Annotated in this window: 16 protein-coding genes and 1 pseudogene; 5 read left to right on the forward strand and 12 right to left on the reverse strand. The window is 39.0% G+C overall.

The window, feature by feature from the left end:
* Window positions 1-36: 36 nt before the first annotated feature.
* Window positions 37-1242 (reverse strand): hydroxyacid-oxoacid transhydrogenase, encoded by a 1206-nt coding sequence (locus tag ACQKFG_RS23335; RefSeq protein WP_427563306.1) that lies wholly within the window; start codon window positions 1240-1242, stop codon window positions 37-39.
* Window positions 1243-1260: 18 nt separating this feature from the next.
* Window positions 1261-2703 (reverse strand): aldehyde dehydrogenase family protein, encoded by a 1443-nt coding sequence (locus ACQKFG_RS23340; protein ID WP_427563308.1) that lies wholly within the window; start codon window positions 2701-2703, stop codon window positions 1261-1263.
* A gap of 586 nt (window positions 2704-3289) precedes the next feature.
* Here ACQKFG_RS23340 and ACQKFG_RS23345 point away from each other — a divergent pair.
* Window positions 3290-3955 (forward strand): GntR family transcriptional regulator, encoded by a 666-nt coding sequence (locus tag ACQKFG_RS23345; protein WP_192204844.1) that lies wholly within the window; start codon window positions 3290-3292, stop codon window positions 3953-3955.
* Between the two features lie 187 nt (window positions 3956-4142).
* On the forward strand, window positions 4143-4241 hold the full coding sequence (locus tag ACQKFG_RS23350; RefSeq protein ID WP_427563311.1) for a hypothetical protein: 99 nt from the start codon (window positions 4143-4145) through the stop codon (window positions 4239-4241).
* Window positions 4242-4769: 528 nt separating this feature from the next.
* Here the strand turns inward: ACQKFG_RS23350 and ACQKFG_RS23355 are convergent.
* From ACQKFG_RS23355 to ACQKFG_RS23365, 3 genes are read right to left on the reverse strand one after another with little or no spacing between them, the layout of a single operon-like run.
* Window positions 4770-5906 (reverse strand): zinc-dependent alcohol dehydrogenase, encoded by a 1137-nt coding sequence (locus ACQKFG_RS23355; protein WP_057215463.1) that lies wholly within the window; start codon window positions 5904-5906, stop codon window positions 4770-4772.
* 15 nt (window positions 5907-5921) lie between these two features.
* Entirely contained in the window at window positions 5922-6284 is a 363-nt protein-coding gene (locus ACQKFG_RS23360) for a spore coat protein (RefSeq protein ID WP_048682441.1), read from the reverse strand.
* A gap of 12 nt (window positions 6285-6296) precedes the next feature.
* Window positions 6297-6512 (reverse strand): hypothetical protein, encoded by a 216-nt coding sequence (locus ACQKFG_RS23365; RefSeq protein ID WP_056519692.1) that lies wholly within the window; start codon window positions 6510-6512, stop codon window positions 6297-6299.
* A 187-nt stretch (window positions 6513-6699) separates the two neighbouring features.
* On the opposite strand from ACQKFG_RS23365, the gene ACQKFG_RS23370 reads away from it, so the two are divergent.
* The gene (locus tag ACQKFG_RS23370) at window positions 6700-6903 is read left to right on the forward strand and encodes a hypothetical protein (RefSeq protein WP_192204848.1); all 204 of its coding nucleotides are present in this window, start codon (window positions 6700-6702) and stop codon (window positions 6901-6903) included.
* Entirely contained in the window at window positions 6903-7202 is a 300-nt protein-coding gene (locus tag ACQKFG_RS23375; RefSeq protein WP_342615764.1) for a spore coat protein, read from the forward strand. The genes ACQKFG_RS23370 and ACQKFG_RS23375 overlap by 1 nt, the downstream gene beginning before the upstream one ends.
* Before the next feature lie 469 nt (window positions 7203-7671).
* On the opposite strand, the gene ACQKFG_RS23380 is transcribed toward ACQKFG_RS23375, so the two are convergent.
* The 3 genes and pseudogenes from ACQKFG_RS23380 to ACQKFG_RS23390 all read right to left on the reverse strand — a co-directional run.
* A complete protein-coding gene (locus tag ACQKFG_RS23380; protein ID WP_427563314.1) occupies window positions 7672-8265 on the reverse strand; it encodes a YdeI/OmpD-associated family protein in 594 nt (197 codons plus the stop codon).
* A gap of 82 nt (window positions 8266-8347) precedes the next feature.
* Window positions 8348-8740 carry an SRPBCC family protein gene (locus tag ACQKFG_RS23385; protein ID WP_228467692.1) on the reverse strand — a complete coding sequence of 131 codons (393 nt, stop codon included), beginning with the start codon at window positions 8738-8740 and terminating at the stop codon, window positions 8348-8350.
* 93 nt (window positions 8741-8833) lie between these two features.
* A pseudogene (locus ACQKFG_RS23390) lies at window positions 8834-9067 on the reverse strand (metalloregulator ArsR/SmtB family transcription factor); the annotation flags it as partial.
* A gap of 447 nt (window positions 9068-9514) precedes the next feature.
* Here ACQKFG_RS23390 and ACQKFG_RS23395 point away from each other — a divergent pair.
* Window positions 9515-9682 carry a hypothetical protein gene (locus ACQKFG_RS23395; RefSeq protein WP_427563316.1) on the forward strand — a complete coding sequence of 56 codons (168 nt, stop codon included), beginning with the start codon at window positions 9515-9517 and terminating at the stop codon, window positions 9680-9682.
* A gap of 311 nt (window positions 9683-9993) precedes the next feature.
* On the opposite strand, the gene ACQKFG_RS23400 is transcribed toward ACQKFG_RS23395, so the two are convergent.
* The 4 genes from ACQKFG_RS23400 to ACQKFG_RS23415 form a co-directional block, all read right to left on the reverse strand.
* On the reverse strand, window positions 9994-10455 hold the full coding sequence (locus tag ACQKFG_RS23400; protein ID WP_427563318.1) for a hypothetical protein: 462 nt from the start codon (window positions 10453-10455) through the stop codon (window positions 9994-9996).
* A gap of 314 nt (window positions 10456-10769) precedes the next feature.
* On the reverse strand, window positions 10770-11090 hold the full coding sequence (locus ACQKFG_RS23405) for a hypothetical protein (RefSeq protein ID WP_342615765.1): 321 nt from the start codon (window positions 11088-11090) through the stop codon (window positions 10770-10772).
* 331 nt (window positions 11091-11421) lie between these two features.
* Window positions 11422-11847, reverse strand: coding sequence for an OsmC family protein (locus tag ACQKFG_RS23410; protein ID WP_349728452.1), 426 nt, complete (start codon window positions 11845-11847; stop codon window positions 11422-11424).
* Between the two features lie 590 nt (window positions 11848-12437).
* Window positions 12438-14057 carry a family 14 glycosylhydrolase gene (locus ACQKFG_RS23415; protein WP_427563321.1) on the reverse strand — a complete coding sequence of 540 codons (1620 nt, stop codon included), beginning with the start codon at window positions 14055-14057 and terminating at the stop codon, window positions 12438-12440.
* Window positions 14058-14353 lie beyond the last annotated feature (296 nt).

Below are 14353 nucleotides of genomic sequence, written 5' to 3' on the forward strand. Positions count from 1 at the left end.
GCTTAAACTTCCAGGGACACCATTCCTTCAAGCAATCTATAAAGCTTTTCTAAGTAATTCTTCTAAACTGTGTTGGGTTGGCACTCTTGGGTTATTCCGAATCAGGCGATCGATCTGGAGGGTCTTCTCAGCAATTTCGGGAATATCCTCTTCTTTGATCCCAATCTCCGCCAGCTTTGTAGGCAGTCCAATTTCCCCAAGCAGGTTAAGCACAGCTTTTGAAGCAGCCAAAGCGGCTTCCTTATCGGAGAGGCCATCCGAGTTCACATTGAATGCCTGGGAAATCCTCACCATTTTTTCTGTTTCTACAGTTGCATTATATTCCATGACATATGGGAGCAAGAGCCCGGTCACCTCTCCATGCGGTGACTTCACAAGCCCTCCGATTGGGTAAGCCAATGCATGGGCTGCAGCCGTACCTGCATTTGAAAAGGACATTCCTGCAAGCAGGCTGCCCATTAGCATATTGGAACGGGCCTCGAGATTGCTTCCTTGCTGTACAGCAAGCGGCAGGTTTTTTGCAATCAATTCGATAGCTCTATAGGCGAGTGCATCGCTAATGGGGATTGAACCTTGGAATAAAATGTTTCCTTCTGCCTGGATATATGCAGAAGATTTGGCTGTGTATGCCTCTATCGCATGTGACAGAGCATCAATTCCGGAACAAGCTGTAACATAAGCGGGAAGCCCTAACGTTAATTCTGGATCAAGCAGAGCAACGGTTGGTCTTAAGTAGTTATCCGAGATACCAACTTTCAGGTTATTTTCCACATCGGTCAATACCGCTACTGATGTCACTTCTGAACCGGTTCCAGCAGTCGTCGGAATCGCTACTAGAGGGGCGATTGGTCCAGGAACCTGGTTTTCCCCGCCATAATAGTCCAGGGGATGTCCGCCATGGGCGACCAACAGGGCGACGATCTTGGCCATATCAATGCTGCTTCCTCCGCCAAGGCCAATTACTGCATCAATATCCATTTGAGATTCTGCAAACTTATAGCAGTCCATTGCCGAATCTACAGGCGGCTCCGGTACGACTTGGTCATAGATAACTGTTTCGTAATTTGCTTGTTCCAACAACGATGAAATTCTGTCCACGATTCCTGCATTTTTGATCCCTGGGTCAGTAACGAGCAAAATGTTTTTCGCCTTTAACCTTTGCAGGATTGAATCCAATTGCCCGATTGCCCCGTTTCCAAATACGATTCTTTCGGTAGAATAAAAATCCCATGTGTTTCTCATATCCCTTACCTCCCAAGTCTAAAGATTGATGACGACAAGTTTTTCGTCTGTCATCTCTTGCACGGCATAATGCGGTCCTTCTTTGCCAATTCCGCTGTCCTTCACGCCGCCATACGGCATGATGTCAGCACGGTATGTAGAAACATCATTGATGATCACACCGCCAAAATGAAGTTCCTGTGTTGCCCGCATGGCTAAAGTGATATCGGATGTAAATAAACCAACTTGTAAGCCAAACTTCGTATCATTAGCCTGACAGAAAGCCTCCTCGATGCTATCGAAAGGAATGATGCTGATCACCGGTGCGAACACTTCCTGGCAGACTACCTTCATTTCCGGTTTCACATCTATTAATATAGTAGGTTCCAGGATCGATTCCCTCCTTTTTCCTCCATATACCACTTTGGCCCCTAGACACTCAGCTTCCTGAATCCATTCTTCCGCACGCCTTGCTTCCTTCTCGGAGATCATGGGACCAATGTCCGTGGAAGGATCTGCAGGATTTCCGACCTTCAAGCCCTGTGCCACCTTGACTGCCTTCTCCACAAACACATCGCAGATATCTCTATGAACGTAGATGCGCTGCACAGAGATGCAGGCTTGCCCTGCATTCACATACCCCCGCGTGACACAGAGTTCAACTGCTCTGTCTAAATCAGGGACATCCTTGTGAATGATATTTGGGGAGTTATTCCCTAATTCCAAGGTAACCTTACGAATTCCCGTACTGCTCTTAATGTGCCGGCCTACGCCGGGACTCCCTGTAAAAGTGAACATCGCAATTCGTTCATCCTCCAAAAGGTATTGACCTGTTTCCTGCCCAAACCCGTTGACCACATTGAGGAAACCTGCGGGCAATCCAGCTTCGGAAAAGATTTCTGCTATCTTGCATGCAATGAGCGGCGTCATTTCAGCTGGCTTCAACACGATTGCATTTCCCGCTGCCAACGCAGGAGCCACCTTGTGGATGGTGAGATTGAACGGGAAGTTAAACGGGGTGATCGCACCGATAACTCCAACAGGAACTCGGATGGTGAAAGCCATCTTATTGTCGTTTCCAGATTGTCCCAAAGGAACTCCCGTACCGGCAATCCGTTTTGCTTCTTCCGCTGATGCAATCATCGTTTGAATCCCTCTATCGATTTCCCCTCTGGCGTCCTTCAATACTTTACCGACTTCCTTAACCAGAATCATCGCCAGCTCTTCTTTTCTTTCTTTCGCGATTTCCGCTGCACGCATTAAAATCTCGTAGCGTTGATCGGAATCTAGCTTTCTCGTATTAAAGGTTTCCAAGGCATTGGTCACCGCTTCAGAAACAATTTCGCGGGATGCCCTGCCAATCTGGGCAATTTCTTCTTTGTTATATTTGTTCATAACAGCGATTGTATGTTGATCGGATATCCATTGCCCATTTATGAAATGGCCATAAAATGCATTTTTTCTACTAAGCGATATGCTCATTGAAGATTCCTCCTTTGAAAAATTACAATCACATTTTTTCACTTCACAGTTATTTCTGCTAATAGATGGAATAAATTCAATCAGGAAAACACTTAAAGCGCTTTCATTTAAATCTCATGATTTTGTCTGCCTATCAATGCTCTTTAATAAACTGTTTATCATATATTTCAAAAATCATATGTAATCGTTTCCGAAAATATATCACATAATATACAATTATGTAAATATTTAAAATTAAAAATATTCAGTGTATTTTTTATAAATGTTGATATAACAGTATTTTAAACAAAAAAATAATAAATATAGATTAAACATTTCATAATTATTTAATAATTTTATATATAATCCCTCCAAAATATATCAAATATCATATATAATTATCGGTAAGGAAGATATATTTTTGCAACTTTCCAACAGACTATTCGGTCTCCTTCCAAACTGTCTATTCTTGATATCAATATGGATTCGCCTTATCTTATTGATAGGGCAAACACTCTGTAAGTTGCTTCAGTTATAATTTAAGTTGTTACATCAATATGCAATAACACTTTTTCTCATAGAATTTTTTCAAGTTAGGGGCATTTCGATGATAAAGGAAAAAGAACGCGGAGAGACAACGGAATATGTATACAATTTATTAAAGGAAAAGATTTTTGAATGGGATTTATCGCCGGGCCAAAAAATCAATATCAGCCATTTAACCCGGGAAATCAACATTAGCGCCATACCTCTCAGAGAAGCATTGTCTCGTCTTAATTCCGAGAACTTGGTCGTTTTGGAACCGAATAAGGGGTATCGTGTCAGTGACATATTAGATGCGGAAAATATGGCGAAAATGTTAGAGGCCCGGATTTTACTGGAGACACATGCGGTCCGGAATATGATTCGCTTAAATAATGTAAGCGTGACGGAAGAAATGGCCGCGCTTACAGATGAGATGTTTTCCACAAACACAGGTGCTTCCAACAAAAAAATACTTGATTTCACTCATTTAGATCAACAATTTCACCATGCCATCATGAAAGCTGGAGGAAACTCGTTTTTATACGAAGCGTATAAAGGCATGCACTGCCATCTTCATATAGGGCGGTTTTATCATGTCAAAGGTGAGATCGACCAAAAAGACGCACCCTCGGAACATATGGAAATCATTGAGGCTATCCGGACAAGGGACGTATATAGGGCCGAGATTGCAATCTCCAGTCATATACAGGATTCCATAGATCGTTTATTGGAGAGGACAAAGAGATAATACTTGGAAGCTATCGAGGATAATCTGCTTCGGATATCAGTCATCGTAACCGCTTTGATCACATTTCATTTTACTTGGATGCTCGGAATATGCAAGTGGGTGTAAACAGACATTCCCATTTCAAATGCTTAAAGAAAATTGACAGAAAAACATGTGAAAGATTTATGCACCAAGAAAGAAAACAAGTGTGATCATAGGGATGAAACCAAAGGCAAAAGAAAAGAAGCCTTTTGATGCTTCTCTTGTTTTGAAAGATGATGGATCGATTGGATTTGAATTTTTTTAAAAAACATTTGCAAAATCCAAATAACGAACTAAAATCCCTATCACAATTGTTAGGGATTTTACTAGAAAAGAGTATATGCCGAATGATTCGCAGAATGAATTCACTTACTGCTATAACCTTTTCTGCTTTTGATCTCCAAAGAAAAGAAAAGTAAATGTGATAAATTCAAACGAAAAAAGTAAAAAAACAAAAACCCTATAACTAATTTGCCACTTATAGTTTTTGTAAATCGTGGGTTTTACTTAATGAAAAAAACCTCTTTGAAAAAAAGATAGCTTAGAGCACCAAAAAAAACGATTTTCCCTTAACGTGGGCAAAATCGTCTTTTCTGGTGCTTAATTTGAATAAGGTAAATGTAGCTCTCAAGACAGGGGTGTTCACTTTTCTTAAATCTTCTTCTATGCGTATTTCATACAGAAGTAAAAATTACTCCAAAAAATTAAAAAAAGGGTTTGATGCCTTCCCTTCTTACTCATAGTCCATACCCATAGTTGTAAAATCTATTTTTCCAAATGAAAATAACCATCTTTATGGCTTAAGGACCACTTTAATACATCCATCTGTCCTTGTATCAAATACTTCATACCCATGCTTTGCTTGGTCAATTGGAAGTACATGGGTTACAACATCGCCAGGATCTACTTTTCCTTCTGATATTAGTTTATAAAGGTAGGGCATATAAGGAATAACAGGAGCCTGTCCGGTTTTAATATCCACGTTTCTTTGGAAAATATCTCCTAGGGGGAATCCATTATAACGGCCGCCATAAACGCCTGTTATTTGTATGGTTCCTGCCTTACGCACAGCTTGGGACGCAATTACAATCCCTCCCATGGCTCCCCCATGTAATTTAAGACCCGATGCAAGATATTCCATCGGAGTCATTTTGCCACTCATCCCGGAACAGTCAATAACGATATCTGCACCACCTTTAGTGATTTCTTTAAGGTATTCGCCAGTGTTTTCATATTGTGCAAAATTTACGGTTTCGACTTTATTCGTCCTTTTTGCATGCTCTAAACGATAATCGAGATGGTCGACAGCAATCACTCTTTTCGCCCCTTTTAACCAAGCGAATTTTTGAGTAAGTAAACCTACAGGACCACAGCCTAAAACGATAACCGTATCGCCAGATTTAACACCTGCGTGATCTACACTCCAGAATGCTGTGGATGCTGCATCAGCGAGCAACACCAATTTTTCATCTTCTACCTCGCAGTCTTCTGGGATTTTGAAAGGGGTAAAGTTTCCATAAGGAACACGCATATATTCAGCTTGCCCGCCCGCATACCCACCAGTTGTTTCTGAGTATCCAAAAAAACCACCCATTTCCCCATGAGGATTTGAATTATCGCACTGACTTGTAAGGTCGTGGTCGCAATACCAGCAGCTCCCGCAGCTAACGTTAAAAGGGATAATGACCCGGTCTCCCTTCTTTAACTTAGTTACCCCTGGTCCTACTTCCTCAACAACCCCCATCGGCTCATGACCAATCACATAATCTGTAGGCATATTGGGAATTAATTGATGAATTAAGTGCAAATCGGAGCCGCAAATCGCTGAAGTAGTGACTTTTACAATAATGTCATCCGAATTTTTGATGTTAGGGTCTTTAACTTCTTTAACTTGTACATTTTTATTGCCCTGGTAAGTTACGGCTTTCATGATGCTTTTCCTCCTTTATTTATTCGGCGTTGCGAACATGCCGAGTCTGTCAGTATCATTCGGGAAAAGATTCATCCCAGCGATACTAACCGCCATATCGGCTGATTTCAAATCTAATTCCACCTGTTTACCTACGTCGTTCGGATAAAGCCAGCCCTTCCTGATCATTAAATCGGATAACTCACCATGTAAATCAATAGATTGCTCCATTTGCTGGTACAATGCTTTTCTCAATGCGGGATTCGCTGTTTCAGATAATGCAATACCATAAGTATGAATCCCACTTTTGATAGAGAGTAAAAAATCTAGCGCGAAAGAGGAATCAGCCATTTCCGGCATATGTTCAGCGCCTTGAGGATCTAAAAAATCCATTTCCATTTAAATTTCACCTCATTTTTCATAGTTTGTTCGGGCTTCTGTATAAAAACCCTTTAGCTCGTTTATAGCAGCTATAGATTGTTGTACGTCTTTTTCCATTAATGCTTTTAAGTCATTGTCAAAGCAAATTCCTTGCATTAATTTTGATCTCATTAAACCTATTGTTTTAAAATTTAAAATTTCATGCGTTTCCATGGTTTCATGAAATGCCAAGCTTTCATTTTCCATACGTCCACCTCCCTAATCTATATAACAAAAATACTTTTCCCAGTTCATCTGTTTGTTATACGGATTATTGACCGATAGGTAGTTTATTTCGCAAAATACACGTTACTTTTGCAAATGATGATGTATAAAAACTTTTGTATTACGAAAGATATATAAGTGAATTCTCAAAGAAACGGAGTGAAAAATCATGACGGAAAATTTAGGACTGCATGAAACTTTAGAGGCGCACGAAATTTTAACCTTCAAGAGTCTTTGTCTAACAAAGTCCTCTACAATGAGCAGCTTAGTGCAGGATACAGAACTACAAAATATTCTATTAAAAGACATGAGCACTGGGACACAAGATATTCAAAAACTGCAGGAAATCCTGACGAATCGAGGGGAACAGTAATGACGAATTTTTTACAAAATATGGCGGGTATGAGTGGCATGACTGATCAGGTGATTGCAACGGACTTCTTAATATCCGCAAAATCAGGAATTAGAAATATTGCATTTGCCATTACAGAAACAAAAACACCTGAATTGAAAGCAGCCTTAAGAGAACAGCTTCGTGTCGCTGTAGAAAGACACGGAGAGATAAGTAACTATATGATTTCAAAAGGTTACTATCATCCACATGATTTAAGTGAACAATTACAAGTTGATATAAATACAGCAAATACAGCCCTAAACCTTCCTCAACAATAAAGTCAACTCATGGATGTGAAAACAGACAGATCACACAGAGGTACGGGCAAAAGGAAAAAAAGCAATGCATTTCTCGAACTTGAGATACATTGCTTTTTTTAGGGGTATCTTATAGCAAGTTCTTAGCTAAAAGGGGGAATATTGGTAATGTAGATGATCCAATCTATAAGCTGTTGTGTTTTAACTAATTTTACTTCTTTCTTAATAGGGTTAAATCAATTTCTTCATCCCACACTCTCTGCATTTACGGATATATACGTAGTTCTTAACCGAACATTCAAACTGAGCTTAACCGCAATTGTCACAGCGACCACTAACGATTTCAGGATAATCTTCGTAGTCATAAATAATTATGGTGTCCATTTTTAGATTATTGATTGAGTGGTTACTGCGATCCAAAAAAGAGGTTTGCTGATCGCAAAGTGAGGTAAGGTCTTAAACTTGATTAATATATTTTCTCAATGAAATATTAATCTTTTAATCCCTTTCCATTGAGAATTTTCTGCATGCATTTTTCAACTCTTGATTCTCGAGTTTTGGATTGTTTGGGTTGAGAAAAATGAAGAATGTATGCTCTTTGCCGTCCCGGGGTCAATGCTTCAAAAGCATTTTTCAAAGCAGGGATTTCATCGAATTTATTTTGAATTTCTTCTGGAACTATGAATTCTGTATTATCTTTAAACTTCACTTCCAAACCGGCTTTTTCAACTTCAATGGCCTCATGGATATAGGCTTTCAGAATGGTTTCCGCTGCAACTATTTCTTGAACATTGGTGAACCGAATCTGGCGCGCCCCCTGTACATTCTCCGTTTGTTGGATTAGAATCCCATGGGTATCCTGTAACAAAGCACCTTTGTGAAATAGAAGCGCACAATATTCTTTAAATCCATGGATTAAAACTATGTTTTTTTTCTCAAACGTGTAACAGGGATGCATCCATTTAAATTCTTCGGTCAGGTCACAGTCGAGAACGATATTTCTCAACGTCTCATATTCTCCCTGCCACTTTTTGGCTTTACTCAAAAATTCATCAACCTTAGGATTCCTTTTACTATTTGTCATCACGGAACACGCCTCTTTCCGAGCAGTTTGCTTTTTCCTATACGTTAGCTAAATACTAATAAACAGGTTCAAAAGTTTGGTCTTACATTTCCCCTAACACTTTTTTAAGATCTTCGCCCATTTTCGCCCAACCATATTTCGCACCATTGAACGCTTGATCTTCTTTTTCGAATCCTGCTTGATCAAGATGTAAGTAAGTTGTTCCGTCCTCGTGCTTTAATGTCCATGTGACTGTAGTGTTTATCCCACCACCTACCCAAGTGTAAGATAACTTATAAGGCTCCTCCACTTCAAGAACTTCGGAATCTATAATTAAATTCCACTGTTCATTCCGAAACTGAAATTTATGGCCAACTATAGGTTTAATATCATTAGCCATTACCCATTTCGCAAGAGTATTTGCATCTGTTAAGGCGAGCCATACCTTCTCGATCGGGCTCTTAAAATTAAAATCTTGTGATACTGTTAAAGTCATTTTTTGTTCCTCCTGTAATATTTGGTTTAAAAGCAACATTCTTTCGCTCCAGAATCTCTTGTAAAACGATACCCAATCCTCAATTTCTTTCAACGGGGCAGCATTCAGCCGATAACGCGTTTCCCTGCCGACCTTTCTGCTGATTACGAGACCAGCCTCCTTAAGGATTGCCAAATGCTTTGAAACCGCAGTACGACCCATTTCAAAATGAACGGTCATCCCATTGAGCGGCAATTCTTCCACGTCCGCCAACAAACGTAGCAATCTACGTCTTGTTGGGTCAGCGATGGCTACATAAATATCACGATCTTGATTTTTCTCGTTCAAAATCCCCCCCCCCTTTAATTGGACACCAATTGGTGTCTTTTATTATATGACACTAATTGGTGTCATGTCAATTTTATTATTGACAGGACCGTATTTGTTTTATTCTCCTATCATCAAGGTATAGGTTCCTTTTTTAATTAATTGTTCAATAGATTAAGCTTCAAACTTATTAAATCCTTTCACAACTAAGCTGCCTCCATTAGTAAGAGCCCCTGAAATAGAGGCCGGTTAATAAGCTGCCGTTCTGGATTTTGATTTTTTGCCGAAAAACGAGCTTTTTCAATTTTAAAAATGGCAGCTAACAATATTGGTTTATTTATGTAAAAAAGTTAGTTTATGAGGAAATGTTCTTTAACACATTAGCGAAGGCGATTTGTTATTCCTTAATTCAATAGACAGATTGGGTATAGATTACTATGGTATCATTCGAGCATGGAAGTACATTACTTGAGATTTGAACGCAGAAATTGTGGTACTGAAAATGAGGCACTTTTTGTTGGTAGGAAATCCAGAGGTATGGGTGATACTGAAAAGTTATTGGTGGACCAATTTTTAACTCTGTTTTCATATGTGGCTGAGCAAGAACGTAAAAAAATAGGCAAACGACAGGCTTAAGGAATTGAAGGGGCAAAGAATAACGGAGTGATATGCGGTACGACATTAACATGAAGGAATAACGACTTCATTCAGGTATATGAAACCGGAGTATCGCAAATTTCTACAACCCAATAAAGATTACAGGAAAAAACATTAAGAACTCCTAGGCTTGTTTCAAAATCATGTTTCGGGATGGGACCATTTCATCTAATTTTTTAACAAAGTTGATTGGAACGGGTGTACGAGACTCTCTCGGGGAAAGCGCGTCCAAAGGAGACCCCACAGGTGCAAATCGGTCCAATCATTTTGCAAACCCTCAATATTGTAAATTATTTTTCTATTTCAAGGCTTTTTAACATTTGCCGTAACGCTCCAAGATGATAAGCCGAGTGGGCAATGGTCGCATTTACATTTGTCAGCCATTTTCCTAAATCGATTGTGTCGATTTCTTCGAGAAGAGTTACATATTCTTTATGTAATCCCTCCCTTATTTCCGCCCATTTCACCTCATCAACATGATGAATGGTCCAGCTTGCGTCCCAATCTTTTTCGAAGTTTGCACCACTGATCATTGTTCGGATCACCCATAAATAATACCGGATGTGGTCAGAATGAGCAGCAATGGTTGATCCATTTATGGAACGCGAAGCATCTTCTGCGGTTAAACCATCAAGTGTACCAAAAACCCCGGTATTCGGTTTCGATTCAGTATAATAGCTCCCTCCATTTCCCGGTCCTTCAAACGTTTCTTTCAAAAGCATTTTTAATGAACTTGCCAACGTCTCGCTCAACTCAATTCCCCCCAAGTGTTTTAATTGACTTCATTACTATATATTACACTAAGACAAATCAATATTCGTTTAAAATTTGTTAAATTAATCCAAAAAATATTACGAATTTATAGAATTACTCGCTCAACTGGCAAAAGGTATGAATTTCATTTTACTTTCGGGAACAATCTTATATCGTATTGACGCTGTTCTTAACGTGATAAAAAAATAATAACACCTTAAAAAGACCGTTCCTAATAAACAGGAACGGTCTTGATTTATTTATCTGAACATATGATTCAACTCTAAAAAGTATACAATGCTAAGTCTAAGGTTTAGTAGCTTTTCAAACGCTCCTCCAGGGAAACAATTCTAAACTTTAACTCCTGATTAGAGTCCAAGCACCCTATTACAATTTGGTTATCTTCCGTAATGGTGACATATCTGAAGGTTTCTTCTCCGTGGATCTTTATTTTTGTCTCCAATGTCGTTTCCATTTTTGCAAAAACTTGATCTGTGTATGTAAGCGGAAGAAGATCATCCAATCCTTCTTCAGGGCTGTTGAGCCACTTAAACATGAAATCTTTCAATGAGTATTGTTCAATCATCGATAAATGATTTTTAAAAATTAATTTGTCAATGGTTATCTCTTTCAACTTATCCACTCCTCAATAGTATCTAAAGTTTATATCGATAAACTCCTAACATCAAGGGCATTCCAATGACAAACCATTACATTTTGATTACTTGCTGACTAAATAAACCCTCTCCTTCCGAAAAATGGAGTACTATTACCTGGAAAAGGAATTTTGGAGATGATTTTTTCTTAAGAATACGCCTAGGATTAACATGTAGAGGGATCATTTTCTGAGTTTTGAACGTTTTGGTATAGATGATTCCATGAACAAGGATGTCAATACCAGTCGAAAACAGCCTCCATTTGCTTATGAAATGAAGGCTGTACTTTTAAATGAAAAATGTATAAAATTATAATTCTTGTTTTCCTTTTACACCATTTATCGAATAGCTGATTTTAATGTTGGCATTTAATGAATGATATACTGAACAGTACGTATTTTTGGATAATTGAATGGCACGGACCACTTTATCTTCAGGCAGATCACCCTCCAATAAATAATGGATATGAAAATCGGTAAATCGCTTAGGATGATTTTCTGATCGTGCCCCTTCTATTTCTATTTGAAAGGACTTTGTTTCAAATCGCATCTTTTTTAAAATCATTACAATATCAATGCCTGTGCACCCGGCAAGAGAATGCAAAAGTAACTCAGTGGGTCTTGCTCCGCTATTTTTTCCTCCTACATCTTCTGATGCATCCATCTTTATTTCATGTCCCGACGGAGTTGTGCCAGAAAAGGCCATTTCCCCTGTCCATGTAATCATTGTCTTCATTTATTTCAATTCCTCCCTTTCTTGTTGTTTGGTTCAAAAATTGTCCGCTTGTTTTATTTAATGTAAGTACAGATCATTTAAGACTTAAAATAATATTCCCTCAAATATTGCGGTCAGTGCTAATGATCCTAACTTGTGATGACTTTCCATTCCTTATATTCTTCCCACAAGTCCTACATAGTTAGTCATTCTGTAAAATTCAGGCACTTGCTTTCCGAGTGCGGTCTTTCGCCTGTGGAGTCTTCCTTGGAGTAAACGATATTCCCGCAGGAGTTTCGAACACCCGCTCCGATCAACTTTATATTAAAAATTCTCTCACAACCATGTTCTAAAGATAAACTTAGTTATCATTCTTGTTTTTTTACTAATTTAAATGGATGAAACCTTTAATAGATTGAAGAAAGTTGCGACACTCCTGCCGAAAAACTGGCTAGCCGAGACCCCGCAGACGCTTTGCGGCAAGGAGGCTTAGCTGACAGTCGGCGGGAAGGGAGCGGATTTCTGAAATCAACTGCAATATTTTTTTGAGGGTTTTAAATATTTAGATAGAAACCGTTAGGCTTGCAAAATGAAAGACACCATTTCTTCATCTACCATGAAGTTTTATAGTTTCCTCCTCCATTCAAAGGAGTTTTATACCTATTATTTTCCCCATCTTGCCAAGTAATATGGCCATTTTCATCTTTCAGGACGAACTTGAATTCATAAAACCGATCTGCGGCTAAACGAAATGTTCCACTCCAGCTGCCTTCAGTGCTTTGAGTGAGTTTATATTCGTAATCTTCAGGATTCCACCTGCCAATTTCGCCTCTATCCCCAATTAAATAAACTCCATGTGTGGGAGGTACATTTTCAACTGTGAATGTAACTGGAATCGACATGCCATTCAATTTATCAGCCATCATCCTGAACTCATTTGTTGGTTTTCCTTCATCGTCGAATAAATAGGACATCCTTAGCAAGGTAAATCCATCAAAATCATGGTTAAAAACCATTTCTGATATATTGTCAAAGCCCCCTTCATTGTTGATAAGCGGGAGTGCGTTTTCCCCATTCAAAGAAATTCCTTTTTCATTGGCCAATGAGGCGATATGGGTAACCAACGTTTTTGGTGCGCTATAGGATGGTGCAGTATGTGCGTCTTGATCTCCCATTTCCAAACAGGTGAACGTGAGGGCCATATTCGATTTCTTAAACTGATTCAATAATTGGGAGTAGTTATAGTACCCTGCACTATACTCTGCTGAATGCGGCAGTACTGGATCATTCATTTTCCAATGTACTCCTGAGATTTTAGCTCCAATTGGCACGCCAAAGACTTCATCAAAATGTTTATGGGCGAATTTAGAGATTTTTGCAAGATGCTTTTCGAGTGCTCCTTGATACCACTGCATAAAGTCGTATCCAAATTGTGTATCGATTGCTCCGCCCCTGGTGAAAAATTTATCCCCGTTTCCTGGCGGCTGTATCTCATTCCAGTTTTTATACGTTTTTCCCCACGCAGCATTTAATTTTTTTATCGTTGAATATTTTTCCCTCATGGTAAGCCTGAAGTCCCGTTTCGCTCCTTCTGTATAAACTTGAAGCTGTCCCCTTTCAGGATAATCCCAGCCATCAGCATTTTGATAGGAGGGATATCGTAGTTCCCCAGCTGGTCCTGCACTTAAATATATTTTAGCTATTAAATCCTTTTTATCAGCAAAGTTCTCTGCAAAGGATTTATACAATTCGTTGTACTGATCGGCTGTACCTTCCCACCAAGGAGCAAGTACCTCCTTATTCCAGAAACCACTTTCACTCTTGAATGCCATGTTTTCTAGAGTGTCTTTATTCCAGAGCCAACTCGGGATGGAATAGTTACAATCATCCCCCACATTACCGCCGCATTGATGTGTAGACAAAATGGGCACCCATTTTAAACCGGAATCTTTCACAGTTTCCGCATATTTTTTATAATAGGACCAATCAAACTGATTATCTTTTTTACTCTCGACTAATCCCCACCAAATATCTGTCGTTATTGCATAAACTCCATTTTCCTTCAACTGAGTTAACTGTGCCTCAAATTCCTCCCAATTTGTTATTTCGCCCAATGGGGCCATTACATAAAGCTTGTAATCTGGTTTTACTTCCGCTGATCCAGGTGAAGTACTTGATAAGGGAACAAAATACAGCATAAAGGTAAAAACGCCAACAGATAATTTGTTCATAAAAATGCCAACCCTTCCCCAATAACTTTATTCATTTGTGCATCATTGAAATCGTTTACATTCACTTCGATTGATAAAGGTATTCCTTTACTGAAAATTATATTTGTTTTGGAAATATTTATCAATTAATCCGTCAGGGGAATTTAGTTCAAAGCTCCGGAAAGAAAAAATGGATAGTCTAAGAGACTATCCAGAGCAGCGGGCCATCTATATTTTTATAAAACAATATAAACACTATCATCTTCTATGGTTGAGTTTGTTTACAGAGTTTAATTTGTCCATTAATTTTCGCTTTC

This window comes from Peribacillus sp. NPDC076916, from assembly GCF_050269675.1.
GTDB lineage: Bacteria > Bacillota > Bacilli > Bacillales > DSM-1321 > Peribacillus > Peribacillus aracenensis.

Bases quoted from the DNA above. Each gene is read 5' to 3' on its own strand.
- ACQKFG_RS23335 (WP_427563306.1), bottom strand. From the start codon at position 1,242: ATGAGAAACACATGGGATTTTTATTCTACCGAAAGAATCGTATTTGGA.
- ACQKFG_RS23340 (WP_427563308.1), bottom strand. From the start codon at position 2,703: ATGAGCATATCGCTTAGTAGAAAAAATGCATTTTATGGCCATTTCATA.
- ACQKFG_RS23345 (WP_192204844.1), top strand. From the start codon at position 3,290: ATGATAAAGGAAAAAGAACGCGGAGAGACAACGGAATATGTATACAAT.
- ACQKFG_RS23355 (WP_057215463.1), bottom strand. From the start codon at position 5,906: ATGAAAGCCGTAACTTACCAGGGCAATAAAAATGTACAAGTTAAAGAA.
- ACQKFG_RS23360 (WP_048682441.1), bottom strand. From the start codon at position 6,284: ATGGAAATGGATTTTTTAGATCCTCAAGGCGCTGAACATATGCCGGAA.
- ACQKFG_RS23365 (WP_056519692.1), bottom strand. From the start codon at position 6,512: ATGGAAAATGAAAGCTTGGCATTTCATGAAACCATGGAAACGCATGAA.
- ACQKFG_RS23370 (WP_192204848.1), top strand. From the start codon at position 6,700: ATGACGGAAAATTTAGGACTGCATGAAACTTTAGAGGCGCACGAAATT.
- ACQKFG_RS23375 (WP_342615764.1), top strand. From the start codon at position 6,903: ATGACGAATTTTTTACAAAATATGGCGGGTATGAGTGGCATGACTGAT.
- ACQKFG_RS23380 (WP_427563314.1), bottom strand. From the start codon at position 8,265: ATGACAAATAGTAAAAGGAATCCTAAGGTTGATGAATTTTTGAGTAAA.
- ACQKFG_RS23385 (WP_228467692.1), bottom strand. From the start codon at position 8,740: ATGACTTTAACAGTATCACAAGATTTTAATTTTAAGAGCCCGATCGAG.
- ACQKFG_RS23410 (WP_349728452.1), bottom strand. From the start codon at position 11,847: ATGAAGACAATGATTACATGGACAGGGGAAATGGCCTTTTCTGGCACA.
- ACQKFG_RS23415 (WP_427563321.1), bottom strand. From the start codon at position 14,057: ATGAACAAATTATCTGTTGGCGTTTTTACCTTTATGCTGTATTTTGTT.